The sequence below is a fragment of the Pseudomonas macauensis genome, from assembly GCF_047902425.1.
Taxonomy (GTDB): domain Bacteria; phylum Pseudomonadota; class Gammaproteobacteria; order Pseudomonadales; family Pseudomonadaceae; genus Pseudomonas.
The window spans coordinates 841,923-866,241 of record NZ_CP138377.1; the positions used below are offsets into that span (position 1 = coordinate 841,923).

Consider the following 24,319-nt stretch of genomic DNA (forward strand, 5'->3'; position numbering starts at 1 on the left):
GTGAAAATTCGGTTGGGGTGATGGCTGAAATGCCCTGTGACAAATGGGGCGGTCCGCCTCGTTTGGCGATAGGCCAGCGTCAGAGCAGGCTCGCCTGCCAGCTCAGCAGCTCAGGCCTGGGGGCGCCGCCGAAGTGCTGCGCAGGCGCGGTGGCGGGCCTCGGCAACTGTTTGGCGATGGGATGGTCCGCCACTTCCCGGGAGCGCAGGGCGGTTTCCAGGTGCGCCTCGGCGATCAGTTGCTGCAGGCGCCCGCTGCGGCGCAGGGTGCGCAGGCTGCGGTCGAGGCTGGCCGCCAGCTCCTCGCCATCGGCGCGCTTTCTGGGGACCAGGACGTAGAGCGGCTTGATGTCCAGCGGCGGCTCCACGAAGACCAGTTGGTCGCGCAGGGCCGGGGCGTTCTGGGCGAGCAGCTGATAGCCGGTATAGCGGTCCACCACCGCCAGGTCGATGCGTCCGCGCAGGAGTTTTTCCAGGTTCTGCCAGTCGTTGCTGACCACTTCCTTGCTGAGGAAGTCGGCGGCGTCGAAGGCGCTCTGGTTGACGTAGCCGCGCACCACGCCGATGCGATAGGGGCGCAGGCTGTCGAGATCGCCGGGAACGATCGGCAACGCATGGTCGCGGCGGCGGAAGAAGCCGAGCTGGGAGTCCAGCAGTGGCATCGAGGTGTAGAAATCCCGGCTGCGGTCGGCGGAGAGGTAGGCCGGCATCAGCGCGTCGAAACGCCCTTCGCGGGTTTCGTTGAGTGCCCGCTGCCAGGGCAGGAAGATCAGTTCGGCCTGGTCGCCATTGAGCGCCAGGGCCTCGTCGAGGATGCGGGCGGCCAGGCCGTGGCCGGGCAGGTCGGGGCCGACATAGGGGGCCCAGTCCAGCGTGGCGATGCGCAGGGTCTGCGCCTGGCCGGCGGAGCACAGGAGCGCGAGGAGGAGGCTGGCGAGCAGGGGACGACGCATGGCTTCCCTTTGCTGGTGAGGATGGCGAGGCGATGGCCGGTCATCACTCTAGTGCGCCCGGCCCGCCGACGCCAGCGGGCCTCGGGGCCGCCGTCAGGTCAGGTCGTCGCTGATCGGCAGGATGTAGTTCTTGAACTCGGTGTCCTCGTGGAAGCCGATGGACTCGTAGACCTTCTGCGCCACTTCGTTGTTGACGCTGGTGGAGACGCGCATGCGCACTGCCTGGGTCTCGCGGGCCATCTGTCGTGCGGTCTGCAGCAGGTGGTCGGCTACCAGCTGGCGGCGCGCTTCTTCGGCGACGTAGATGTCGTTGAGGATCCATACGCGCTTGAGGGACAGGGAGGAATAGCTCGGGTAGAGCTGGCAGAAGCCCAGCAGCTTGCCGTCATCGTCGTCCGGCAGAGCCAGGTAGATCACCGATTCCTTGCGGCGCAGGCGCTTTTCCAGGAATTTCCGCGAGGATTCGGGGTAGGGCAGCTTGCCGTAGAACTCACGGTATTTGACGAACAGCGGCGCGAGCAGATCGAGGTGGTCGAGCGTGGCTTGCACGATACGCATGGGCGGGCCTCGGCGTGGTGTGAATGGGCTGGTATGGCAATGCAGGGGCTATGCCAGCGGATAGCCAACGTGTCCGATGCTGCACCAGAAATTGTTGAAAGCGCAATCCAAGCAAGCGTTTGATCTAGTCTGGTTGGCAGACCGTTCCCAGCCGTGTGCAGGCGCAAGCTTGCTCACGAAGGTTTGCGGGGTGGTGACAGGGCGTCGATGTGCTGGTGGTGGGCAAGGGCTGTAGGAGCGGGCTTGCTCGCGAACCGCAAGGCACCGAGTTCCCCGGCTGGAGGGTTCGCGAGCAAGCTCGCTCCTACGAAGAGCCGTTCATGTCGGCTGTCGCAGGGCTTCAGGTCAGCAGGAAGTTTGCCCCCGGCCCGGAGCCTTCCAGCGTTGGCAGTTCTGCCTCGTCCTTCAGGTTTACCCCCGACAGTTGCCGGCGGCACGCCTCGCGCATCAGGTAGAGCAGGCGGTGGGCGGCCAGGCCGTAGCTCAAGCCTTCGAGCCGCACGTTGGAGATGCAGTTGCGGTAGGCGTCGTTCAGGCCGACCTTCGGCGCCCAGGTGAAGTACAGGCCGAGGCTGTCGGGTGACGACAGGCCCGGACGCTCGCCGATCAGGATGACCACCATCTTCGCCCGCAGCAGTTCGGCCACTTCGTCGGCCACGGCAACGCGGCCTTGTTGCACCAGTGCCACCGGCGAGAGGCTCCAGCCTTCGTTGCGTGCCTGTTCTTCCAGGCGCTCGAGGAAGGGCAGGCTGTGACGTTGCACCGCCAGCGAGGACAGGCCGTCGGCGATCACCACTGCCAGGTCGTAACCCTGGGGATGGCGGTCGGCATGGCGGCGCAGGATTTCCGCCGACTCTTCGTTCAGCCTGCGGCCCAGGTCGGGGCGTTGCAGGTAGATGTCGCGGTCGGCGGCGGCGCTGTGCAGCTGCAGACACTCGCGGCCGCGTTCGGCCAACTGCCGGGCCAGGCCTTCACGGTCGAAGGGCAGGTGCACGGCATCGCGGGCCTGGGCGTGGGCGAACTGGAAGTCCAGCTGTGCGAGGGTTGGCAGGCTGGTGCCGGCGCGGCCCAGGGCGATCCGCGCGGAGGTCAGGCGGCGCAGTTCCTGCCAGGGGTTGGGGATGTAGCTGTCGCTCATCGAGGCCTCCTCAGGACAACTGCGCCAGCGCGTGGCGGAAGGCGGTGGGCAATTGGCCGGCCATGTGTACCCGGCCGTCGCGCTGGTGGAGGATTTCCATGCGTTCCAGCCAGGCTTCGAACTCCGGCGCGGGCTTCAGGCCCAGCACCTGGCGCGCGTAGAGCGCGTCGTGGAAGGAGGTGGTCTGGTAGTTGAGCATCACGTCGTCGGAACCGGGGATGCCCATGATGAAGTTGATGCCGGCTACGCCCAGCAGGGTCAGGAGCATGTCCATGTCGTCCTGGTCGGCCTCGGCGTGGTTGGTGTAGCAGATGTCGCAACCCATGGGCACACCGAGCAGCTTGGCGCAGAAGTGGTCTTCCAGGCCCGCGCGGATGATCTGCTTGCCGTTGTACAGGTACTCCGGGCCGATGAAGCCGACCACGGTGTTCACCAGGAACGGCTTGAAGTGCCGCGCCACCGCGTAGGCGCGGGTTTCGCAGGTCTGCTGGTCGACGCCGTGGTGGGCGTTGGCCGACAGCGCGCTGCCCTGGCCGGTCTCGAAGTACATGAGGTTGTCGCCCAGGGTGCCGCGCTTCTGCGACAGCCCCGCCTCATAACCTTCCTTGAGGATCGACAGGCTCACGCCGAAGCTGGCGTTGGCCGCCTCGGTGCCGGCGATGGACTGGAACACCAGGTCCAGCGGTGCGCCGCGGTTGATCGCTTCGATGGAACTGGTGACGTGGGTGAGCACGCAGGACTGGGTGGGAATCTCGTAGCGCTGGATGATCGCGTCGAGCATTTCCAGCAGGGTGCAGATCGATTGCAGGCTGTCGGTGGCCGGGTTGATGCCGAGCATGGCGTCGCCGTTGCCGTAGAGCAGGCCGTCGAGCACGCTGGCGGCGATGCCGGCCGGGTCGTCCGTGGGGTGGTTGGGTTGCAGCCGTGTGGACATCCGCCCGCGCAGCCCCATGGTGTTGCGGAAGCGCGTGACCACGCGGATTTTCTGCGCCACCAGCACCAGGTCCTGCACGCGCATGATCTTCGACACGGCCGCCGCCATCTCCGGCGTCAGCCCTGGCGCCAGGGCGCGCAGGCTGGTTTCGTCGGCCTGCTCGCCCAGCAGCCAGTCGCGCAGGCCTCCCACGGTGAGGTGGCTGACCGGCGCGAAGGCCTGACGGTCGTGGGTGTCGATGATCAGCCGGGTGACTTCGTCGCTCTCGTAGGGGATCAGCGCCTCGTCGAGGAAGCGCTTGAGCGGGATGTCGGCCAGCGCCATCTGTGCGGCGACACGCTCGGCGTCGCTGCCGGCGGCGACCCCGGCGAGGCGGTCGCCGGAGCGCGCCGGGCTGGCCTTGGCCATCACCTCGCGCAGGCTGTCGAAGCGCCAGGTCTGGCCTCCGACGCTGTGGACGAATCCGGACATGCAGACCTCTCTCAGCCCTGGCTGGCGAAGGATGCGTCGGTGCCGCGATTGAGGCTGACCACGATGCTGCAGCAGGAGATGCCACCGATCATCAGCACCAGGAACACCGAGGCGATGACGCTGTTGAACCAGAGCATAGCGGCCAGGCACAGCAGCGCCAGAGCGAGGGCGATGCCGGGCACGACCGGGTAGCCGGGGGCGCGGAAGCTGCGCTCCAGGTTCGGCTCGCTGCGGCGCAGCTTGAACAGGCTGAACATGCTCATGATGTACATGACGATGGCGCCGAATACGCTCATGGTGATCATCGCAGCGGTCAGGGTCATGCCCTGCAGGCTGATCAGGCCGTCGCTGAAGATCGCCGCGATGCCCACCGCGCCGCCGGCGAGGATCGCCCGATGCGGGGTCTGGAAGCGCGAGAGTTTCGCCAGGCCGCGGGGCAGGAAGCCGGCGCGGGCGAGGGCGAAGAACTGCCGGGAGTAGCCCAGGATGATGCCGTGGAAGCTGGCCACCAGGCCGAACAGGCCGATCCACACCAGCATGTGCATCCAGGTGGAGTTGTTGCCGACCACGGCCTTCATCGCCTGCGGCAGCGGGTCGTTGATGTTCGACAGGGTGCGCCAGTCGCCCACGCCGCCGGCGAAGATCATCACGCCGATGGCCAGCGCGACCAGGGTGAGGATACCGGCGATGTAGGCGCGCGGGATGGTGCGTTTCGGGTCCTTGGCTTCCTCGGCGGCCATGGCCGCGCCTTCGATGGCGAGGAAGAACCAGATGGCGAAGGGGATCGCGGCGAAGATGCCGGCCATCGCCGGGGCGCCGAACACGTCGGAGCCGGCCCAACCGTTGAGTACGAAGTTGCTGAAGCTGAAGCCCGGTGCAACCACGCCCATGAACACCAGCAGCTCGGCCACCGCCAGCACGGTCACCACCAGCTCGAAGGTGGCGGCGATGCTCACGCCGAGGATGTTAAGGGTCATGAAGATCACGTAGGCGCCGGTGGCCGCCCACTTCGGATCGAGTCCGGGGAACTGCACGTTGAGGTAGGCGCCGATGGCCATGGCGATGGCCGGCGGGGCGAAGACGAATTCGATCAGGGTAGCGACGCCGGCGATCATCCCGCCGGTCTTGCCGAAGGCGCGCAGGCTGTAGGCGAAGGGACCGCCGGCGTGGGGGATGGCGGTAGTCAGCTCGGTGTAGCTGAAGATGAAGCAGGTGTACATCACCGCCACCAGCAGGGTAGTGACGAGGAAGCCCAGGGTACCGGCGGCGGCCCAGCCGTAGCTCCAGCCGAAGTACTCGCCGGAGATCACCAGGCCCACGGCGAGCCCCCAGAGATGCAAGGTTCCAAGCGTCGGTTTTAGTTGTGATGCGCTCATCGTGATTCCTCTTTCCCCCAGGGGGCGTGGACGGATACCTGAGCCTCGATGGTAGTGGCGCAAAGCCTCGCGAGACTTGACCGCTGGAACCGGCTTTCGCCGCGCAGGGTCAACTGGCTGTTACCCATCGCCCCACACAGGGCGTAGCGCCCGATCATGGTGCTGAAATCGTGCCAGGTGCCCCAAGCTGTGGCAGCTGCAGGCCAGGCGTGGCGCTGTGTCCGGCGCTTTGGCCAATGCGCGAGAGGCACGGGATTTGCTTTGTATAAAGGTCCCCGTTTTCAGGGGGGTCGAGTGCCTTGTGTGTTTCATAACAAGATCGGTAACCGTCATGAGCCAGCCCCTGTTCTCCCATCCCGGCCTGAGCGTGCCTCTGGCCAACAACATCGGCGTGCTGTCCGCTGCGGCCAGCGGCCTGGGGCGCTTCATCGGCGACCAGGGTGGCGACATCGATCGGGTCTTCGGTCGCGCGGGCATCGATCCGGAACGCCTGCTGCATCCCACCCTGAGCCTGGCGCTGACCAACTATTGCCAGGTGCTTGAGGAAGCGGCGCGACAGTCCGGTTGCGACAACTTCGGGCTCCGTTACGGCGAGCAGTTCCGGCCCCGAGAACTGGGCCTGCTGGGCTATGTCGGGCTCTGCTCGGAGACGCTGGAGGGCGCGCTGAAGAACTTCGCCGCCGCCTTCCCCTATCACCAGCACGACACCCTGATCCGCCTGGTGGACTGCGGCGAGTGCTATCGCTTTGATTACCAGGTGCGCCATGGCGCCATTCTCGACCGCCGCCAGGATGCCGAGCTGACCCTGGGCATGGTGCTGAACCTGATGCGCCATGTGCTCGGCCCCGAGTGGGCGCCGCGCGCGGTGAGCTTCGAGCATGCGCGCCCCGAAGGCTGGCAGGAGCATGGACGGGTGTTCGACGCGCCGGTGCTGTTCCAGCGCGGCTGCAATTCCATGCTGATTCCCAAACGCGACCTCTACGGCCGGCAGATGCCGGAGCGCGACGCCAACCTGTTGTTCCTGGTGCAGGACGTGATCCGTCGCCTGGGCGAGCAGGGCGGCGCGCCGAACCTGGTGGAGGATGCCGGCACGCAGATTCGCCTGGCGTTGAGTGAGGGCGAGCCGTCGCTGGAGATCATTGCCGAGCAGCTCGAACTGACTACGGCCGGCCTGCAGCGCCGCCTGCGGGAGGCCGGGCTGAGTTTCAGCCAACTGGTGGAAAACACCCGCCGCGAGCTGGCGCTGCATTACCTGCGTCAGCCGCAACGGCCGATTTCCGAACTGGCGCCGCTACTGGGCTATTCCGAGACCAGCGCTTTTTCTCGTGCGTTTCGCCGGTGGTTCGGCGTGAGTCCGCGGCAGTGGCGTAGCGACGCGAGCTGATCGGCCGCGATCCGGTCCTGCGAACCGATCCCTCTCTGTAGGATATTCAAACCAGGTACAGGATCGGACTTCGTTCGCGATGGTCCGAGCCGCCGTAGAACATCGCGGACGAAGTCCGCTACTACGAAAGACATCCCGTCGAACCCTTTTCCCGGGCATAAAAAAGCGCGGCCCGCAGGCCGCGCAAAGATCGATTGGAGAGAATGCCCGGCTCGCGCCGGGCGGGTGGATCAGAAGAAGCCCAGCGGGTTGATGTCGTAGCTCACCAGCAGGTTCTTGGTCTGCTGGTAGTGGTCGAGCATCATCTTGTGAGTCTCGCGGCCCACGCCGGATTTCTTGTAGCCACCGAACGCGGCATGCGCCGGGTACAGGTGGTAGCAGTTGGTCCACACACGGCCGGCCTTGATGCCACGGCCCATGCGATAGGCACGGTTGATGTCGCGGGTCCAGAGGCCGGCGCCCAGGCCGTACTCGGTGTCGTTGGCAATCGCCAGCGCCTCGGCCTCATCCTTGAAGGTGGTGACACCGACGACGGGGCCGAAGATTTCCTCCTGGAACACGCGCATCTTGTTGTTGCCCTTGAGCAGGGTCGGCTGGATGTAATAGCCGCTGGCGAGGTCGCCGCTCAGGCGCTCGACCTGGCCGCCGGTGAGAACCTGCGCGCCTTCCTGCTGGGCGATGTCGAGGTAGGAGAGGATCTTCTCGTACTGCTGCTGCGAAGCCTGGGCGCCGACCATGGTGTCGGTGTCCAGCGGGTCGCCGCGCTTGATCGCCTTGACCTTCTTCATCACCACTTCCATGAACTGCGGGTAGATGGACTCCTGCACCAGCGCGCGGGACGGGCAGGTGCACACCTCGCCCTGGTTGAAGAAGGCCAGCACCAGGCCCTCGGCGGCCTTCTCGATGAAGGTCGGCTCGGCCTGCATGATGTCTTCGAAGTAGATGTTCGGGCTCTTGCCGCCCAGCTCCACGGTGGACGGAATGATGTTCTCGGCGGCGCATTTGAGGATGTGCGAGCCCACCGGGGTCGAGCCGGTGAAGGCGATCTTGGCGATGCGCTTGCTGGTGGCCAGCGCCTCGCCGGCTTCGCGGCCAAAGCCCTGGACGACGTTGAGCACGCCCGGCGGCAGCAGGTCGCCGATCACTTCCATCAGCACGCAGATGCCCAGCGGGGTCTGTTCGGCCGGCTTGAGCACCACGCAGTTGCCGGCGGCCAGGGCCGGGGCGAGTTTCCAGGCGGCCATCAGCAGCGGGAAGTTCCACGGGATGATCTGACCCACCACGCCCAGCGGCTCGTGGATGTGGTAGGCGACGGTGCTGTCGTTGATCTCGGCGGCAGAGCCTTCCTGGGCGCGGATGCAACCGGCGAAGTAGCGGAAGTGGTCGGCGGCCAGCGGGATGTCGGCGTTCAGCGTTTCGCGGATCGGCTTGCCATTGTCCCAGGTCTCGGTGATGGCCAGCAGTTCCAGGTTCTGCTCGATGCGGTCGGCGATCTTCAGCAGGATGTTGGAGCGGTCCTGTACCGAGGTGCGGCCCCAGGCGTCAGCGGCGGCGTGGGCGGCGTCCAGTGCCTTGTCGATGTCGGAGGCGTCAGAGCGGGGGAATTCGGCGATAGCCTGGCCGTTCACCGGCGAGGTGTTGGTGAAGTACTGACCCTTTACCGGCGGGACGAATTCGCCGCCGATGTAGTTGCCGTAGCGCGCCTTGAAGGAAACGATGGCGCCTTCGGTACCGGGGTGGGCATAACGCATGGTCGAATCTCCTGGGTCTTGTGCTTGTTGGGGAGGACGTTGAACAAGCGTAGAGCAAGGGCCGGGCCATGCCAGCGCAAGCCGCGCCGCACAAGGCCTCGGGACTTTCGCCGTGGGTTGCTGAAACGCCCGCTGTGGCAGGCCTGGGACAGTGCGTCGTGACACTTTGTCCCATATTCGTGACAGTCGTGACCTGACGGTCGGACAGGCGTTGCATTGCCCGGGCACGTGGAGGATGCTGTCCGAGGTTCGTGGCCGATTCATGACGGCGACGGACCTTCGGGGCTGCCTCCCCGTCCCCATTGCGGAGAACAACAAGAATGCGTGCCAACGATATGAGCCGCCACGCCCGCCAGGTCATGACCGTCGCCGAGGGCCGTGCTCGTGCCGGCGCTCCCGGCGCCGACCCGTCGATCGCCCGTTCCTGGATGCGCTGCCTGGAGCAGTACCACCTGGACCCGGCGCAGACCATGGCGCCCACCGTGCTGGAACATGCCCGCATGCTGGAGCGCCGCGAGCGCCTGCAGCAGGTGCTGGAGATTGCCAGCGGCGAGATGAACAGCCTGCACCAGCAACTCTCCGGCGCCGGCCATGCCGTGCTCCTCACCGACTCCCGTGGCGTCATCCTCAACTGTGTCAGCGAGGCGGCCGAACGACGCACCTTCGAGCAGGCCGGCCTTTGGCTGGGTGCCGACTGGAGCGAGGCGCGCGAAGGCACCAACGGCATCGGCACCTGCCTGGTCGAGCGCCAGGCGCTGACTATCCACCAGGACGAACATTTCCGCAGCCGCCACACCGGCCTGACCTGCTCGGCGAGCCCGGTCTTCGACCCCCAGGGCGAACTGCTGGCGGTGCTCGATGTGTCCTCCGCCCGTCGCGATGCCTCGCGGCAAAGCCAGTTCCACACCATGGCGCTGGTCAACCTGTCGGCCAAGGCCATCGAGGGCTGTTACTTCCTGCGCCATTTCGAGGACCAATGGCTGCTGCGCTTCCACTTGCAGCCGGATGGCCTGGGCTTGTTCAGCGAAGGCATGCTCGCCTTCGATGGCAACGGCCGCATCCAGGCGGCCAACCAGAGCGCCATCAACCTGCTCGGCAGCCATCGCGAGAGCCTGCTGGGACGCTCGCTGGAACAGTTCTTCGACTGCCGGCTGGACGACCTCTTCAACCGCGCCGATCCGCAGCCCAATGCCAGCTGGCCGCTGCGTACCCATTCCGGCCGCACGCTGTACGCTCTGCTGCGTGGGCAGCGTCCCGTGCCCGCAGCGCCCGTGCTGCCGCGTGCACCGCTGGCCAAAGGGTTGTGCATCGATGATCCGCAACTGGCCCACGATTTCCGCCGGGCGCTGAAGGTCTACGCCCACGACGTGCCGCTGTTGCTGCAGGGCGAGACCGGCACCGGCAAGGAAGCCTTCGCCCGCGCCGTGCATCAGGGCGGCGAGCGCGCCGGCAAGAGCTTCGTCGCGCTGAACTGCGCGGCAATCCCCGAATCCCTGATCGAGAGCGAACTGTTCGGTTATCGCGGCGGCAGCTTCACCGGCGCACGCAAGGAAGGCATGCGCGGCAAGCTGCAACAGGCTGACGGCGGCACCCTGTTCCTCGACGAAATCGGCGACATGCCGCTGGCCCTTCAGACACGCCTGCTGCGCGTGCTGGAGGAGCGCCAGGTGGTGCCCATCGGCGGCGAGCCGCAGGACGTGGATATCCGCCTGATCAGCGCCAGCCACCGCGACCTGGAGGCACTGGTGGCTAGCGGGCAGTTCCGCGAAGACCTCTACTACCGGCTCAACGGCCTGGTAGTGGCTTTGCCGCCGCTGCGCGAGCGGGCAGACCGGGATGCGTTGCTCGACCATCTGCTGGCCGAGGAGAGCAAGGGCCGTGCGGTGCGCCTGGAGGCAGATGTCCGCCGCCACCTGCTCGACTATCCGTGGCCGGGCAACGTGCGTCAGTTGCGCAATGTGCTGCGGACGCTGTGCGCGCTGTGCGAGGGCGGGCGCATCCAGATGGCCGACCTGCCGCCGGACCTGCGCCGCGCGCCGGCCCCCGCTGCCGTCGCTACGCCCGTCGTGGCAAGCGAGGAGGGTGGCGATGCACTGGGCAATGCCGAGCGCCTGGCCCTGCTGGAAGTGCTGGAGGCGCATCACTGGCACGTCAGCCGGGTGGCGCAGCAACTGGGCATCAGCCGCAACACGCTGTACCGCAAGCTCAACCGCCACGGACTGAGTCGCCGAACCTGAACAGGACGGTCCCCGTAGGAGCGGACTCTGTCCGCGATTGGCCCGGTGCCATGCGGTTCGCGAGCAAGCTCGCTCCTACGAAGAGCACGCGCGCGAACCTGTAGGAGCGAGCTTGCTCGCGAACAGATGCCAGGCTTGAGATGGATTCCCCCGGCTGACTTCGCCCCTTCACCGAAGGAGCGTAGGGCGTATAACGTTCGACGTTATACGCCGTTTGACCTTGATCGCAGGGCGCTCCGGGCTCAACCAGGCGCTGGCGGCAAACAACGGTGTAGCGGCGTACAACCGCGAACGGCTGTACGCCCTACGGTTCGCTCCCGTGACGACATTCTCCGCCCACTGGGAACCGCTTTCCCACCTCGTCGTCTGATGCCCCGGCGGCGGGCCGCGCGGGGGCGCGCTGTGCTACTCTGCCGCCCATTCGAAGCGCCTGGAAAGGCTTGATTGCAGGAGTCTGCATGCATATCCACATCCTCGGCATCTGCGGCACCTTCATGGGGTCGCTGGCCGTCCTGGCCAAGGAGCTTGGCCATCGCGTGACCGGTTCCGACGCCAACGTCTACCCGCCGATGAGCACCCAGCTCGAAGCCCAGGGCATCGAGCTCATGCAGGGCTATGACCCGGCGCACCTCGATCCGGCGCCGGACCTGGTGGTGGTCGGCAACGCCCTGTCGCGCGGCAACCCTGCTGTGGAATACGTCCTGAACAAGGGCCTGCCCTACGTTTCCGGCCCGCAGTGGCTGGCCGACCACGTGCTGCAAGGCCGCTGGGTCCTGGCCGCCGCCGGTACCCACGGCAAGACCACCACCAGCAGCATGCTGGCCTGGGTACTGGAACATGCCGGCATGAGCCCGGGCTTCCTGATCGGCGGCGTGCCGCAGAACTTCGGTGTCTCCGCGCGCCTGGGCGGCACGCCGTTCTTCGTGGTCGAGGCCGACGAGTACGACAGCGCCTTCTTCGACAAACGCTCCAAGTTCGTCCACTACCACCCGCGCACGGCGATCCTGAACAACCTGGAATTCGACCACGCGGACATCTTCCCCGACCTCGCCGCCATCGAGCGGCAGTTCCACCACCTGGTGCGGACCATCCCCGGCGAAGGCCTGATTATCCATCCCACCTCTGAAACCGCACTCAAGCGCGTGATCGACATGGGCTGCTGGACCCCGGTGCAGACCACCGGCGAAGGCGGCCAGTGGCAGGCGCGCCTGCTCAGCGAAGACGGCTCGCACTTCGAGGTGCTGTTCGACGGCCAGGTGCAGGGCACCGTGGACTGGGAACTGACCGGCCAGCACAACGTCGCCAACGCCCTGGCGTGCCTCGCGGCGGCCCGCCATGTCGGCGTGGTGCCGGAGCTGGGCTGCGCCGCGCTGTCGGCCTTCAAGAGCGTCAAGCGGCGCATGGAGAAGGTTGCCGAAGTCAACGGCGTGACCATCTATGACGACTTTGCCCACCATCCGACCGCCATCGCCACCACCCTCGACGGTCTGCGCAAGCGCGTCGGCGATGCGCCGGTGATCGCCGTGGTCGAGCCGCGCTCCAACTCCATGAAGCTCGGCGCCCACCGCGACGGCCTGCCGGAGTCCGTGGTGCAGGCCGACAGCGTGTTCTGGTACGCCCCGCCGAACCTCGGCTGGGACCTGGCCGCCACCGTCGCCAGCTCCACCGTGCCGACCCAGGTGTGCGACTCGCTGGACGCCATCATCGCGGGCGTGAAAGCCATCGCCACGCCAGGCACCCAGGTGGTGATCATGAGCAACGGCGGTTTCGGCGGCCTGCATGGCAAGCTCGCCCAGGCGCTGGAGGGCTGATCCATGGCCGGAGCCGAACGCGTCACCCTCGCCATGACCGGCGCCTCGGGCGCCCAGTACGGCCTGCGCCTGCTCGACTGCCTGGTGCAGGAGGACCGCGAGGTGCACTTCCTGATCTCCAAGGCCGCACAACTGGTGGTGGCCACCGAGACCGACGTGACCCTGCCGAGCAAGCCGCAGGCGATGCAGGCTTTCCTGAGCGAATACACCGGCGCCGCTCCCGGGCAGATCCGCGTGTACGGCAAGGAAGACTGGATGGCCCCGGTGGCCTCCGGCTCCGGCGCGCCGAGCGCGATGGTGGTGGTGCCCTGCTCGACGGGGACGCTCTCGGCCATCGCCACAGGTGCCTGCAACAACCTGATCGAACGCGCCGCCGACGTGGCGCTGAAGGAGCGCCGCCAACTGATCCTGGTGCCGCGCGAGGCGCCGTTCTCCAGCATTCACCTGGAGAACATGCTCAAGCTTTCGAACATGGGCGCGGTGATCCTGCCCGCGGCACCGGGCTTCTACCATCAGCCGCAGACGGTGGACGACCTGATCGACTTCGTCGTCGCGCGCATCCTCAATCAACTGGGCATCCCCCAGGACATGTTGCCGCGCTGGGGCGAACACCATCTTGTCAGTGACGAATAAGCTCCTCGCCGCCCTGTTGCTGCTGCAACTGGGCGGTTGCGCCACCGTGAAGACCCTCAACGCCGCCAAGCCCGACGCGCCGCTGATCTATGCCGGCACCCGGCTGGACTGGTATTCGCTCAATGGCGGCTGCTGCCCGATGGACCGCTTCGGCGTCGAGGCTCCGGCCTATCCTGCGCTGGACCTGCCGGGCAGTGCGCTGCTGGATACGCTGTTGCTGCCGTTCTCCATCGCCGCGGAACTGGGTGTCGGCCTGCAGGTGCGCGGCGGGAACTGACGGCCGCAGGGAGGTAGGGCGTATAACGTTCGACGTTATACGCCGTTTGACCTTGATTTCAGGGCACTCCGAGTGTCACCCCGGCGTCGATGATCAGTAACGGCTTATCGGCGTACAACCGCGAACGGTTGTACGCCCTACGTTGGAGCGGATAGGCGATGGCGGGAGTTACTTGCCCAGCCTGCGCAGTTCGTCCGATTCGACGACGCGGGTGCCCTTGCCGGTTTCCAGCGCCAGGCGCCAGAGCGCACGGGCCAGGGCGCAGGCTTCGATGCCGTGCAGCTTGCCTGGCAGGATGCGGGCGAAGGGGGCGGCGAGTAGTTCGGCCAGGCGTACCTCTTCGCGCTGGCCCAGCAGCAGGGAGGGGCGGGCGATGGTCAGCTGCGGCCAGCCTTGCTGGCGCAGGGCGTCTTCCAGCTCGCCCTTGACCCGGCTGTAGAAGATCGACGACTTGCTGTCGGCGCCCAGCGCGCTGATTACCACATAGTGCCGCGCGCCCAGCTCGAGGCCACGGGCGCCCAGCGCCAGGGGCAGGTCGAAATCGATGTTGCGGAAGGCCTCTTCGGAGCCGGCCTCCTTGATCGTGGTGCCCAGGCAGCAGAACACGGTGTCCACCGGCCGGGTCAGGTCCGGGATCAGCTCGGCCAGCGGGCCGATGGGGTTTTCCAGGCGCGGGTGTTCGGCCAGCTTCCGTCGGGTGGGGGCCAGCACGCGCTTCACGGTGGGTTCGTTGAGCATCCGGTCGAGCAGGTGTTCACCCGTGAGGCCGGTTGCTCCGGCAAGCAGGATATTCGTCGGTGTTGAGTACATCTGTGTTTCTCCCTGACACACTGACAAGCTTAGTTGCCGGCCTACTGTTTTGCTTGTACGGCGACGCTCTTCGCATCGAGTGGCATATGGCGCTGCTGGGCACGCAGGGCCTTCCAATGGTTTAGAACCGCCGCTGGCGCCCAAAGTTGCGGCTCGGATGGTTCGAACTGTTCCTCCTTCTCGCGCCGGGCGACCGTGTCGCTGGCCTGCGCGAAGGCTTCCTTGAGGTCGTCCGTCTGTTGGAAGGCCTTGGCGAACAGCGCGTCACCGAAGTAGGTGAAGTCGGCCTCTTCGGAGCAGCCGAAGGATACCCGGTCGCTGCGGGCGGCGGTCATGATCAGGGTCTTGTCGTCCTTGAGCGCGGGGATGAAGCCGCCGCTGTAGCAGGCCGATATCACCAGCACCTTGTAGCGGTCCTTCAACGGCGCAAGCAGGGTGGCCAGTTCGCTGGCCGGCAGGTCGTCGAGCTTCAGGCCCGGCATGTCGAGCACCAGTTGGTGGTCCTGGGAGCCGTGGCTGGTCAGGTAGAGGAAGATCATGTCTTCGGGCCCGCTACGTTCGGCCAGCGTACGCAGGGTGCGGGCCAGGCTTTCGCGGGTGGCCATCGGCCGGTCGGTGAGATGGTCGCGGTGGTTCACCAGCGTCACCACACCCTGGGCGCCGAAGCGCTTGCCCAGCAGGTTGGCGACATAGTCGGCCTCGCGCAGGAAGACGCTCTGCTTGCCGTCGCCGCCCAGACTCAGGCCATAGAGCTCGATGGCTGGCGTGGACGGCGGGATGGCCGCCAGCGCCTTCTGCAGCAGCGGGCCCTGTTCCAGCAGGCCGATTTCCAGCGCGTTGGGCAGTAGTGCGCCGTGCTCGTCGCGTGTGCGCTGGCCGCGGCTCCAGCTGCCGCGCTGAACGCTGCCGTCGCTGCGGGTGAGGGTGCCGTCGCCGGAGTATTCGCCACGGGCGAAGCCGCCGCGGTAGACCTGTCCGTCAGCCTGGCTGAGGGTGCCCTTGCCGTCGAAGCGCCACTGGCGGAACTCGCCCTGGTAGCGGCTGCCGTCGCTGCCGATGAACTCGCCCGTGCCGTCCAGCGAACCTTCCTTGAAGTTGCCGAGCCAGACGTCGCCGGCGAGGTTCTGGAAGCGTCCCTTGCCGTCGAACTGATCGTTGCGGAACTCGCCGCTGTAGTGGTCGCCGGCATCGTCGCGGAAGGTGCCCTTGCCGTTGAGCGTGCCGTTCTTGAATTGTCCGGTGTACTGGTTGCCGAGGCTGTCCACGCGCGCGCCTTCGCCATTGGCTTCGCCGCCTGCGAACCAGCCCTGGTGACGGGTGCCGTCGGGCAGTTCGAGGGTGCCCGCGCCTTCGTAGCGGCCCTTGCGGAAGCCGCCGCTGTAGCGGGTCTGGCCCTGGGTCAGACGACCTTCGCCGTCGAACTCGCCTTGCTTGAACTGGCCGTCATAGGTGCTGCCGTCGGCGAACTGCAGATGCCCCCGACCCTCGAACAGCCCCTCGCGAAAGGCGCCGACGTAGGTCGAGCCGTCACCGCCGTGCCACTTGCCCTGACCGTTCTGCAGGCCCTTGTCGAATTCGCCGTCGTACCAGGCGCCGTTGGGGTAATCCAGGCGGCCTTTTCCCTGTAACTGGCCGTGCACCAGTTCGCCACGGTAGCGCGCACCATCGGGCAGGCGGCCGTCGGGCGGTGTCAGGGGCTCGCCTTCGCCGCAGGCAGCAAGGAGCAGGGCGAGGCCGAGGGGCAGGAGGTGGCGAGGCATGGGAATCTCGAATCGGAGGAGGGACGCGCCTTCAGTGTGGACGCAAAAAAGCCCGCGGGCGCGGGCTATTTTCAGCGAGTCCCGATCAGGTCCACTGGGTGAGCTTGTTGCCCTCTTTGTCCTTGAAGGCGCCGACGATGATCATGATGAAGTCGACCAGCGTCCAGATACCCAGGCCGCCCAGGGTGAGGATCTGCAGGATACCGGTGCCGATCTTGCCCACATAGAAGCGATGGGCGCCGAAGGTGCCGAGGAAGAAGCACAGCAGGAAGGCGGGGAGAATGCGTTTTTCGGTCATGGGACTGTCCTTGTGAATGGCCGGGGCCGCCCTGACTGGCGACCGCCGACATTCTAGTCCATTACCGTCAGGAAATATTTCAGACGAAGCACAGGCTCAGGGATTCGGCGATGTAGGCGGGTTTGGCCTGGCCGTCGATTTCCAGGGTACAGCGGGCCTTGATCAGCCACTGGCCGGGGTTCTTCTCGGTGATGTCGCTGATGGTCACTTGCAGGCGCACGCGGGAATTGACCGGCACGGGCTGGATGAATCGAACGCTGTCCAGGCCGTAGTTGACCACCATCTTGGGGTTCTCCGGCAGCACCAGCAGGCCTTCGCAGAGCTTGGGGATCAGCGACAGCGAGAGGAAGCCGTGGGCGATGGTGCCGCCGAACGGGGTCTTCTTCGCCTTTTCCGGGTCGACGTGGATGAACTGGTGGTCCTCGGTGCACTCAGCGAACTGGTTGATACGCTCCTGATCGATGGTGATCCATTGCGAGTGGCCCAGGTCCTTGCCGATGTAGTCCTTCAGTGCGCTTACGGGTACGAATGCCATGTTTCCTCCGGGGAGTGCGTTTTTTTCTTCTAGTGCGTCCAGCAGAGCGTAAAGCAGCCCGTAGATCAGCATGGGTACCGGGTGCGGTCAAGCCGGCCCGGCATTCATGCTTTGGGCGAATGCCGTGCCATAGCGGCGCCCGGCTGGGCATAATGGCGCCTCCTTGCGCTGGAGATGTCCCCATGCTGTTACGTGGCCTGACCTGGCTGGTGCTGTTCCAACTGCTCGGCACGGGTCTGAATGCTCTCATCCTGCACATGATTCCCGGCCCCATCATTGGGCTGGTGCTGCTCTTCCTGTACCTGGTGTGGAGCGGGGAAGTGAGTGCGCCGGTGAACGAGGCGGCCGGCTCGCTGCTGCGCTATCTGCCGCTGCTCCTGGTGCCGGCGGCGGTCGGGGTGATGGCTTACGCCAAGCAGATCGCCGCGGACTTCTGGGCCATCGTCGGGGCGCTTGCGCTGTCGCTGCTGGTGTCCTTCGTGTTCGCCGGCTGGCTGATGCAGAAGCTCATCGATCGCCAGCGCAAGCAGAAGGAGAACGCCTGATGTTCGACTGGCAAGGTGCGGTGAGCGCCGTCATTCACCATCCGCTGTTCTGCGTCGGCGTCACCCTGGGTGCCTACCAGCTGGCACTGGCCGCCTACGAGCGTACGCGCTGGGTGTTCCTGCAGCCGGTGCTGGTGTCGATGCTGATCGTCATCGGCGTGCTGCTGGCCTGCGGTATCGACTACGCCGAATACAGCACCAGCGCCAAGGTGCTCACCATTCTTCTCGGTCCCGCCACCGTGGCTCTGGCGGTGCCGCTGTTCCTCAACCTCAAGCGCATCCGCCAGCTGTTCTGGCCGACCCTGATCACCCTGGTGGTGGCCGGGCTGTTCGCCACCGGACTGGGCATCGGCCTGGGCTGGTTGTTCGGCGTCGACCACGAACTGCTGATGAGCCTGGCGCCCAAGTCGGTGACCTCGCCCATCGCCATGCTGGTGGCCAGCCAGATCGGCGGCGTGGCGGCGCTGGCGGCGGTGTTCGTGCTGATCACCGGCGTGCTCGGCGCCATCCTCGGCCCGGAACTGCTGCGCCGCGTCGGTGTGCATCACCCGGCCGCGCAGGGCATGGCGCTGGGCATGACCGCCCACGCCGTGGGCACCTCCCGCGCGCTGCAGGAGGGCGAGGAATGCGGCGCCTTCGCCGCCCTGGCGATGAGCCTGATGGGCGTGGCCACTGCAGTGCTGCTACCGTTGGCGGTAGCGCTGATTGCCTGAATTGCCCAATGGAGTACCCATGAGTTTTCCGCTCTTCCCACTCAATACCGTGCTGTTCCCCGGTTGCCGCCTCGACCTGCAGATATTCGAGGCGCGCTACCTGGACATGATCGGCCGCTGCATGAAGCAGGACGCCGGTTTCGGGGTGGTGGCCATCGTCGAGGGCGAGGAGGTCGGTGATGCGCCGGAGCGCTATAGCCTGGTTGGTTGCGAAGCGCGTATCCGCGACTGGCAACAGCGACCCAATGGGCTGCTGGGCATTCGCGTCGAAGGTGGCCGGCGTTTCCGCGTGCTTTCCGCCAATGTGCAGCCGGATCAACTGACCGTGGCCGAGGTGGAGTGGCTGGACGAACAGCCCGACCAGCCGCTGACCAAGGAACACGACGACCTGGCGGCTCTGCTGGAGGCGCTTTCCATGCACCCGATGGTTTCCGCATTGGAAATGGGCGGTGAGGTCAACGGCCAGCAGGCGCTGGCTTGCCAGCTCGCCTACCTGTTGCCCTTCGAGCGCGACCAGAAGCAGGTGCTGCTGGAGATGGACGACCCGACCGTGCGCCTGGCGCGGATTCAGGTTTTGCTGGAGCAGTTGCAGGGCGATTTTGTTGCCTGATGGGGCTCCTACAGGGATACATCGGCGCGCTGGTTGGCCCTCACCCCGGCCCTCTCCCAAGGGGAGAGGGAGTCCGCGCTTGATAGATCGGGTCTCCAGGGAACGACGCATTTTTCGCCTGCTCCGAACGGCCCCCTCTCCCTCTGGGAGAGGGTTGGGGTGAGGGAAAGCCCGGGCACCATCCTCACCGGAAACGACAAGGCCCGCGAATGCGGGCCTTGTGCTTTCAACGGTAGAGCCTGCGATCAGAACGAATCCCCCGGCACCCGCACCCAGCCTTCCATGAGGATGCGCGAGCTGCGGCTCATGATGGCCTTGGTCACGGTCCACTCGCCGTCCACCTGCCTGGCCTCGGCGCCTACGCGCAGGGTGCCGGAGGGGTGGCCGAAGCGCACCGCAGTACGTTCGCCACCACCGGCGGCGAGGTTCACCAGGGTGCCGGGAATGGCGGCGGCGGTGCCGATGGCGACGGCGGCGGTGCCCATCATGGCGTGGTGCAGCTTGCCCATGGACAGCGCGCGCACCAGCAGGTCGACGTCGCCGGCCTTCACCGGCTTGCCGCTGGAGGACAGGTAGTCCTTGGGCGGGGAGACGAAGGCGATCTTCGGCGTGTGCTGGCGGGTCGCGGCCTCTTCCGGGGTCTTGATCAGGCCCATGCGCAGTGCGCCGGCGATACGGATCTTCTCGAAGCGCGCCAGCTGCTCGGGGTCGCCATTGATCGCTTCGCGCAGCTCGGTGCCCTGGTAGCCGATCTCCTCGGCGTTGACGAAGATGGTCGGGATGCCAGCGGTGATCATGGTCGCCTTGAAGGTGCCGATGCCGGGGACTTCCAGGTCGTCCACCAGGTTGCCGGTGGGGAACATGGCGCCGCCGTCTTCACCGTCGTCGGACGGGTCGAGGAATTCCAGCACGATCTCGGCGGCGGGGAAGGTCACGCCGTCCAGTTCGAAGTCGCCGGTTTCCTGCACCTGGCCATTGGTCACGGGCACGTGGGCGATGATGGTCTTCTGGATGTTGGCCTGCCAGATGCGCACCACGCAGGTGCCGTTGTCCGGAATGCGCGACGGGTCGACCAGGCCGGCGTGGATGGCGAAGGAACCGGCGGCGGTGGAGAGGTTGCCGCAGTTGCCGCTCCAGTCGACGAAGGCCTTGTCGATGGAAATCTGGCCGTAGAGGTAGTCGACGTCGTGATCCGGCTGGCTGCTCCTGGACAGGATCACGCACTTGCTGGTGCTGGAGGTCGCGCCGCCCATGCCGTCGATGTGCGCGCTGTACGGATCGGGGCTGCCGATCACGCGCATGAACAGCTTGTCGCGCGCCGCGCCGGGCACCTGGCAGCGCTCGGGCAGGTCCTGCAGGCGGAAGAACACGCCCTTGCTGGTGCCGCCGCGGATGTAGGTGGCGGGGATCTTCACTTGGGGTACGTGGGGCATTCTCAGGTCCTGTGCGTTACTTGTAGGAGCGAGCTTGCTCGCGAACCCGTCCCCGCTGCGGGGCCGTTCGCGAGCAAGCTCGCTCCTACAGGATTGGGGCCGACCCGCCGTGCAGGCGGGCCGGCTGTTACATCACGCTACCGCGCCTTCCAGGAAGTCCTTGGCGAAGCGCTGCAGTACGCCACCGGCCTTGTACACCTTCACTTCGGCGGCGGTGTCGAGGCGACAGGTGACCGGAACTTCGACGACTTCACCATTCTTGCGATGGATGACCAGGGTCAGGTCGCAACGCGGCGAGACGTCGCCCTTGATGTCGTAGGTCTCGGTGCCGTCCAGGCCCAGGGTCAGGCGGGTGGTGCCCGGCTTGAACTCCACCGGCAGCACGCCCATGCCCACCAGGTTGGTGCGGTGGATGCGCTCGAAGCCTTCGGCCACGATCACTTCCACGCCCGCCAGGCGAACGCCCTTGGCCGCCCAGTCGCGGGACGAGCCCTGGCCGTAGTCGGCGCCGGCCACGATGATCAGGTTCTGCTTGCGGTTCATGTAGGTTTCGATGGCTTCCCACATGCGCATGACCTTGCCTTCCGGCTCGACTCGGGCCAGCGAACCCTTCTTCACCTCACCGTTCACCACGGCCATTTCGTTGACCAGCTGCGGGTTGGCGAAGGTGGCGCGCTGGGCGGTCAGGTGGTCGCCGCGGTGGGTGGCGTAGGAGTTGAAGTCCTCCTCCGGCAGGCCCATTTTCGCCAGGTACTCACCGGCGGCCGAGTCCGCCAGGATGGCGTTGGACGGCGACAGGTGATCGGTGGTGATGTTGTCCGGGAGGATCGCCAGCGGACGCATGCCCTTGAGCGTGCGCTCGCCCGCGAGTGCGCCTTCCCAGTACGGCGGACGGCGGATGTAGGTGGACATCGGGCGCCAGTCGTACAACGGGCTTTCCGCTTCCTGCACGCTGCCCAGGTCGAACATCGGGATGTAGATCTGCTTGAACTGCTCGGGCTTCACGCTGGAGGCGACGATGGCGTCGATCTCTTCGTCGGACGGCCAGAGGTCCTTCAGGGTGACCGGGTTGCCGTTCTTGTCGGTGCCCAGCGGGTCCTGCTCGATGTCGAAGCGCACGGTGCCGGCGATGGCGTAGGCGACCACCAGCGGCGGCGAGGCGAGGAAGGCCTGCTTGGCGTAGGGGTGGATGCGGCCGTCGAAGTTGCGGTTGCCTGAAAGCACGGCGGTGGCGTACAGGTCGCGGTCGATGATCTCTTTCTGGATCGCCGGATCCAGCGCGCCGGACATGCCGTTACAGGTGGTGCAGGCATAGGCGACGATGCCGAAGCCGAGCTTCTCCAGCTCCGGCAGCAGGCCGGCTTCTTCCAGGTACAGCTTGGCGACCTTCGAACCCGGCGCGAAGGAAGTCTTCACCCACGGCTTGCGGATCAGGCCCAGCGCGTTGGCCTTCTTCGCCACCAGGCCGGCGGCGATGACGTTGCGCGGGTTGGAAGTGTTGGTGCAGCTGGTGATGGCGGCGATGATCACCGCGCCGTCGGGCATCAGGCCCTGGGCTTCTTCACTCTTGCCGGCTGCCAGCTTGGCTTCGTCGGCGATGCCGCGCTCGGCCAGTGCCGAGGTCGGCAGGCGGCGGTGCGGGTTGGACGGGCCGGCCATGTTGCGCACGACGCTGCCCAGGTCGAACTCCAGCACGCGCTCGTACTCGGCGGTTTCCAGCGCGGTGCTCCACAGGCCGAGGGTCTTGGCGTAGTTCTCCACCAGCGCTACCTGCTCGGGCTCGCGGCCGGTGAGCTTGAGGTAGTCGATGGTCTGGCCGTCGATGTAGAACATCGAGGCGGTGGCGCCGTATTCCGGACACATGTTGGAGATGGTCGCGCGGTCGCCGATGGTCAGGCTGTCCGCTCCCTCGCCGAAGAACTCGACGTAGGCGCCGACCACGCGTTCCTTGCGCAGGAACTCGGTCAGGGCCAGGACGATGTCGGTGGCGGTGATGCCCGGCTTGCGCTTGCCGGTCAGCTTGACGCCGACGATGTCGGGCAGGCGCATCATCGACGGATGACCCAGCATCACGGTCTCGGCTTCGAGGCCGCCGACGCCGATGGCGATCACGCCCAGGGCGTCCACGTGCGGGGTGTGCGAGTCGGTGCCGACGCAGGTGTCGGGGAAGGCCACGCCGCCACGCGCCTGGATCACCGGGCTCATTTTCTCCAGGTTGATCTGGTGCATGATGCCGTTGCCGGCCGGGATCACGTCGACGTTCTTGAACGCGGTCTTGGTCCAGTCGATGAAGTGGAAGCGATCCTCGTTGCGGCGGTCCTCGATGGCGCGGTTCTTCTCGAACGCATCCGGGTCGAAGCCCGCGGCTTCCACGGCCAGCGAGTGGTCGACGATCAGCTGGGTCGGCACCACCGGGTTGACCTTGGACGGGTCGCCACCCTGTTCGGCGATGGCGTCACGCAGGCCGGCGAGGTCGACCAGCGCGGTCTGGCCGAGGATGTCGTGGCAGACCACGCGCGCCGGGTACCAGGGGAAGTCCAGGTCGCGCTTGCGGTAGACCAGCTGCTCCAGCGACGCGGTCAGGTCGGCGGGCTCGCAGCGGCGCACCAGCTGCTCGGCCAGCACGCGGGAGGTGTAGGGCAGTTTGTCCCAGGCGCCGGCCTGGATCGCATCGACCGCCTCGCGGGCGTCGAAGTAATCCAGCGCGGTGCCGGGCAGGCGTTTGCGGAATTGAGTGTTCATCATTTGCGGTCCTTGAGCGGCACGAACTGCAGATCTTCCGGGCCAACGTAGTTGGCGCTCGGGCGGATGATCTTGCCGTCGATGCGCTGCTCGATGACGTGGGCGGACCAGCCGGCGGTACGGGCGATCACGAACAGCGGGGTGAACATGGCGGTGGGCACGCCCATCATGTGGTAGCTGACGGCGCTGAACCAGTCGAGGTTGGGGAACATCTTCTTGATTTCCCACATCACGCTTTCCAGGCGCTCGGCGATGTCATACATCTTGGTGTTGGACTGCTCGACGGACAGCTGGTGAGCGACTTCCTTGATCACCTTGTTGCGCGGGTCGGACACGGTATAGACCGGGTGGCCGAAGCCGATCACCACTTCCTTGCGCTCGACGCGGGCACGGATGTCGGCCTCGGCTTCGTTCGGGTTGTCGTAGCGCTTCTGGATCTCGAAGGCCACTTCGTTGGCGCCGCCGTGTTTCGGGCCGCGCAGCGCGCCGATGGCGCCGGCGATGCAGGAGTACATGTCCGAGCCAGTGCCGGCGATCACGCGGGAGGTGAAGGTGGAGGCGTTGAACTCGTGCTCGGCGTACAGGTTCAGCGACGTGTGCATGGCGCGCACCCAGGACTCGCGCGGCTTCTGCCCGTGCAGCAGGTGCAGGAAGTGGCCGCCGATGGAGTCGTCGTCGGTCTCGACGTCGATGCGCTTGCCGTTGTGGCTGAAGTGGTACCAGTAGAGCAGGGCGGAACCCAGGGAGGCCATCAGCTTGTCGGCGATGTCGCGGGCGCCCGGATGGTTGTGGTCGTCCTTCTCCGGCGACAGGCAGCCGAGCACGGACACGGCGGTACGCATCACGTCCATCGGGTGGGCGGACGGCGGCAGGGTTTCCAGGGCAGCCTTGACGCCGGCCGGCAGGCCGCGCAGGGCTTTCAGCTTGGCCTTGTAGCCGGCCAGTTCGGCGGCGTTGGGCAGCTTGCCGTGGACCAGCAGGTGGGCGATTTCCTCGAATTCGCAGCGGTTGGCGAAGTCCAGGACGTCATAGCCACGGTAGTGCAGGTCGTTGCCGGTGCGGCCGACGGTGCACAGGGCAGTGTTGCCAGCGGCGGTGCCACTCAGGGCCACGGACTTCTTGGGTTTGAAGGCGGTGGTGGTTTCTGCGGTAGCGCTCATCGCGTGTCTCCTCATCAAATCCGGTTGCTTGTTCTTGTTCCGCCGGCACAGGCCGTGCGGTCGGTTCGAATCTGGTTGGCGAAAGCCGCTCGGGCTTCGCCGTGGCGTAGGGCGAATAACGCGAAGCGCTATCCGCCGTTACAGCCGATGGTGGATAACGCCTGGGGCGTTATGCACCCTACGATTCGTCC

Annotated in this window: 21 protein-coding genes; 8 read left to right on the forward strand and 13 right to left on the reverse strand. The window is 66.3% G+C overall.

The annotated features are described in order from the left end of the window. Window positions 1–79: 79 nt before the first annotated feature. From SD196_RS04005 to eat, 5 genes are all read right to left on the reverse strand, one after another. Entirely contained in the window at window positions 80–952 is an 873-nt protein-coding gene (locus SD196_RS04005; protein WP_416311084.1) for a substrate-binding periplasmic protein, read from the reverse strand. 93 nt (window positions 953–1,045) lie between these two features. Continuing rightward, window positions 1,046–1,510 carry a GNAT family N-acetyltransferase gene (locus SD196_RS04010; RefSeq protein WP_275610161.1) on the reverse strand — a complete coding sequence of 155 codons (465 nt, stop codon included), beginning with the start codon at window positions 1,508–1,510 and terminating at the stop codon, window positions 1,046–1,048. A 340-nt stretch (window positions 1,511–1,850) separates the two neighbouring features. Further along, window positions 1,851–2,648, reverse strand: a complete 798-nt coding sequence (eutC, locus tag SD196_RS04015; protein ID WP_416311085.1) for an ethanolamine ammonia-lyase subunit EutC — start codon at window positions 2,646–2,648, stop codon at window positions 1,851–1,853. Between the two features lie 10 nt (window positions 2,649–2,658). Continuing rightward, window positions 2,659–4,053: an ethanolamine ammonia-lyase subunit EutB gene (locus tag SD196_RS04020; RefSeq protein ID WP_275610163.1), complete on the reverse strand. Its 1,395-nt coding sequence runs from the start codon at window positions 4,051–4,053 to the stop codon at window positions 2,659–2,661. Window positions 4,054–4,064: 11 nt separating this feature from the next. After that, window positions 4,065–5,429 (reverse strand): ethanolamine permease, encoded by a 1,365-nt coding sequence (gene eat, locus SD196_RS04025; protein ID WP_275610164.1) that lies wholly within the window; start codon window positions 5,427–5,429, stop codon window positions 4,065–4,067. A gap of 331 nt (window positions 5,430–5,760) precedes the next feature. Between eat and SD196_RS04030 the strand changes: the two genes are divergently transcribed. After that, a complete protein-coding gene (locus tag SD196_RS04030; RefSeq protein WP_275610165.1) occupies window positions 5,761–6,813 on the forward strand; it encodes an AraC family transcriptional regulator in 1,053 nt (350 codons plus the stop codon). A 230-nt stretch (window positions 6,814–7,043) separates the two neighbouring features. On the opposite strand, the gene SD196_RS04035 is transcribed toward SD196_RS04030, so the two are convergent. Further along, window positions 7,044–8,564 (reverse strand): aldehyde dehydrogenase family protein, encoded by a 1,521-nt coding sequence (locus SD196_RS04035; RefSeq protein ID WP_275610166.1) that lies wholly within the window; start codon window positions 8,562–8,564, stop codon window positions 7,044–7,046. A 320-nt stretch (window positions 8,565–8,884) separates the two neighbouring features. Between SD196_RS04035 and SD196_RS04040 the strand changes: the two genes are divergently transcribed. The 4 genes from SD196_RS04040 (at window position 8,885) to SD196_RS04055 (ending at window position 13,522) form a co-directional block, all read left to right on the forward strand. Next, window positions 8,885–10,801, forward strand: coding sequence for a sigma-54-dependent Fis family transcriptional regulator (locus SD196_RS04040; RefSeq protein ID WP_331318352.1), 1,917 nt, complete (start codon window positions 8,885–8,887; stop codon window positions 10,799–10,801). Between the two features lie 458 nt (window positions 10,802–11,259). Next, complete coding sequence (gene mpl, locus SD196_RS04045) at window positions 11,260–12,612, forward strand: UDP-N-acetylmuramate:L-alanyl-gamma-D-glutamyl-meso-diaminopimelate ligase (RefSeq protein ID WP_331318350.1); 1,353 nt, start codon at window positions 11,260–11,262, stop codon at window positions 12,610–12,612. Window positions 12,613–12,615: 3 nt separating this feature from the next. Continuing rightward, window positions 12,616–13,245, forward strand: coding sequence for a flavin prenyltransferase UbiX (ubiX, locus tag SD196_RS04050; RefSeq protein ID WP_017521701.1), 630 nt, complete (start codon window positions 12,616–12,618; stop codon window positions 13,243–13,245). After that, a complete protein-coding gene (locus SD196_RS04055; RefSeq protein WP_275611881.1) occupies window positions 13,235–13,522 on the forward strand; it encodes a YceK/YidQ family lipoprotein in 288 nt (95 codons plus the stop codon). Before ubiX ends, SD196_RS04055 begins: the two co-directional genes overlap by 11 nt. A gap of 168 nt (window positions 13,523–13,690) precedes the next feature. Here SD196_RS04055 and SD196_RS04060 read toward each other — a convergent pair whose 3' ends face one another. From SD196_RS04060 to SD196_RS04075, 4 genes are all read right to left on the reverse strand, one after another. Then, entirely contained in the window at window positions 13,691–14,332 is a 642-nt protein-coding gene (locus SD196_RS04060) for an oxidoreductase (protein WP_275610169.1), read from the reverse strand. A gap of 41 nt (window positions 14,333–14,373) precedes the next feature. Continuing rightward, window positions 14,374–16,092 carry a C13 family peptidase gene (locus SD196_RS04065; RefSeq protein ID WP_331318348.1) on the reverse strand — a complete coding sequence of 573 codons (1,719 nt, stop codon included), beginning with the start codon at window positions 16,090–16,092 and terminating at the stop codon, window positions 14,374–14,376. Between the two features lie 85 nt (window positions 16,093–16,177). Beyond that, entirely contained in the window at window positions 16,178–16,390 is a 213-nt protein-coding gene (locus SD196_RS04070; RefSeq protein WP_152220258.1) for a TM2 domain-containing protein, read from the reverse strand. A gap of 79 nt (window positions 16,391–16,469) precedes the next feature. Beyond that, window positions 16,470–16,925 carry a MaoC family dehydratase gene (locus SD196_RS04075; protein WP_243805255.1) on the reverse strand — a complete coding sequence of 152 codons (456 nt, stop codon included), beginning with the start codon at window positions 16,923–16,925 and terminating at the stop codon, window positions 16,470–16,472. 182 nt (window positions 16,926–17,107) lie between these two features. Between SD196_RS04075 and SD196_RS04080 the strand changes: the two genes are divergently transcribed. The 3 genes from SD196_RS04080 to SD196_RS04090 are packed head-to-tail and all read left to right on the forward strand — an operon-like array spanning window position 17,108 to window position 18,793. Further along, window positions 17,108–17,470, forward strand: a complete 363-nt coding sequence (locus SD196_RS04080) for a CidA/LrgA family protein (protein ID WP_275610171.1) — start codon at window positions 17,108–17,110, stop codon at window positions 17,468–17,470. After that, window positions 17,470–18,183, forward strand: coding sequence for an LrgB family protein (locus SD196_RS04085; RefSeq protein ID WP_416311086.1), 714 nt, complete (start codon window positions 17,470–17,472; stop codon window positions 18,181–18,183). The genes SD196_RS04080 and SD196_RS04085 overlap by 1 nt, the downstream gene beginning before the upstream one ends. A 19-nt stretch (window positions 18,184–18,202) precedes the next feature. Then, a complete protein-coding gene (locus tag SD196_RS04090) occupies window positions 18,203–18,793 on the forward strand; it encodes an LON peptidase substrate-binding domain-containing protein (protein WP_331318334.1) in 591 nt (196 codons plus the stop codon). Between the two features lie 245 nt (window positions 18,794–19,038). Here SD196_RS04090 and prpF read toward each other — a convergent pair whose 3' ends face one another. From prpF to prpC, 3 genes are all read right to left on the reverse strand, one after another. Beyond that, window positions 19,039–20,226: a 2-methylaconitate cis-trans isomerase PrpF gene (gene prpF, locus SD196_RS04095; protein WP_416311087.1), complete on the reverse strand. Its 1,188-nt coding sequence runs from the start codon at window positions 20,224–20,226 to the stop codon at window positions 19,039–19,041. A gap of 132 nt (window positions 20,227–20,358) precedes the next feature. Further along, window positions 20,359–22,968: a Fe/S-dependent 2-methylisocitrate dehydratase AcnD gene (gene acnD, locus SD196_RS04100; protein WP_416311713.1), complete on the reverse strand. Its 2,610-nt coding sequence runs from the start codon at window positions 22,966–22,968 to the stop codon at window positions 20,359–20,361. Further along, entirely contained in the window at window positions 22,968–24,128 is a 1,161-nt protein-coding gene (gene prpC / locus SD196_RS04105; RefSeq protein WP_275610176.1) for a 2-methylcitrate synthase, read from the reverse strand. Before prpC ends, acnD begins: the two co-directional genes overlap by 1 nt. Window positions 24,129–24,319 lie beyond the last annotated feature (191 nt).

What these genes read in the sequence shown, in the direction of transcription:
- SD196_RS04005 (WP_416311084.1), bottom strand. Translation starts at nt 952, where the DNA reads ATGCGTCGTCCCCTGCTCGCCAGCCTCCTCCTCGCGCTCCTGTGCTCC.
- SD196_RS04010 (WP_275610161.1), bottom strand. Translation starts at nt 1,510, where the DNA reads ATGCGTATCGTGCAAGCCACGCTCGACCACCTCGATCTGCTCGCGCCG.
- eutC (WP_416311085.1), bottom strand. Translation starts at nt 2,648, where the DNA reads ATGAGCGACAGCTACATCCCCAACCCCTGGCAGGAACTGCGCCGCCTG.
- SD196_RS04020 (WP_275610163.1), bottom strand. Translation starts at nt 4,053, where the DNA reads ATGTCCGGATTCGTCCACAGCGTCGGAGGCCAGACCTGGCGCTTCGAC.
- eat (WP_275610164.1), bottom strand. Translation starts at nt 5,429, where the DNA reads ATGAGCGCATCACAACTAAAACCGACGCTTGGAACCTTGCATCTCTGG.
- SD196_RS04030 (WP_275610165.1), top strand. Translation starts at nt 5,761, where the DNA reads ATGAGCCAGCCCCTGTTCTCCCATCCCGGCCTGAGCGTGCCTCTGGCC.
- SD196_RS04035 (WP_275610166.1), bottom strand. Translation starts at nt 8,564, where the DNA reads ATGCGTTATGCCCACCCCGGTACCGAAGGCGCCATCGTTTCCTTCAAG.
- SD196_RS04040 (WP_331318352.1), top strand. Translation starts at nt 8,885, where the DNA reads ATGCGTGCCAACGATATGAGCCGCCACGCCCGCCAGGTCATGACCGTC.
- mpl (WP_331318350.1), top strand. Translation starts at nt 11,260, where the DNA reads ATGCATATCCACATCCTCGGCATCTGCGGCACCTTCATGGGGTCGCTG.
- ubiX (WP_017521701.1), top strand. Translation starts at nt 12,616, where the DNA reads ATGGCCGGAGCCGAACGCGTCACCCTCGCCATGACCGGCGCCTCGGGC.
- SD196_RS04060 (WP_275610169.1), bottom strand. Translation starts at nt 14,332, where the DNA reads ATGTACTCAACACCGACGAATATCCTGCTTGCCGGAGCAACCGGCCTC.
- SD196_RS04065 (WP_331318348.1), bottom strand. Translation starts at nt 16,092, where the DNA reads ATGCCTCGCCACCTCCTGCCCCTCGGCCTCGCCCTGCTCCTTGCTGCC.
- SD196_RS04070 (WP_152220258.1), bottom strand. Translation starts at nt 16,390, where the DNA reads ATGACCGAAAAACGCATTCTCCCCGCCTTCCTGCTGTGCTTCTTCCTC.
- SD196_RS04075 (WP_243805255.1), bottom strand. Translation starts at nt 16,925, where the DNA reads ATGGCATTCGTACCCGTAAGCGCACTGAAGGACTACATCGGCAAGGAC.
- SD196_RS04080 (WP_275610171.1), top strand. Translation starts at nt 17,108, where the DNA reads ATGCTGTTACGTGGCCTGACCTGGCTGGTGCTGTTCCAACTGCTCGGC.
- SD196_RS04085 (WP_416311086.1), top strand. Translation starts at nt 17,470, where the DNA reads ATGTTCGACTGGCAAGGTGCGGTGAGCGCCGTCATTCACCATCCGCTG.
- SD196_RS04090 (WP_331318334.1), top strand. Translation starts at nt 18,203, where the DNA reads ATGAGTTTTCCGCTCTTCCCACTCAATACCGTGCTGTTCCCCGGTTGC.
- prpF (WP_416311087.1), bottom strand. Translation starts at nt 20,226, where the DNA reads ATGCCCCACGTACCCCAAGTGAAGATCCCCGCCACCTACATCCGCGGC.
- acnD (WP_416311713.1), bottom strand. Translation starts at nt 22,968, where the DNA reads ATGAACACTCAATTCCGCAAACGCCTGCCCGGCACCGCGCTGGATTAC.
- prpC (WP_275610176.1), bottom strand. Translation starts at nt 24,128, where the DNA reads ATGAGCGCTACCGCAGAAACCACCACCGCCTTCAAACCCAAGAAGTCC.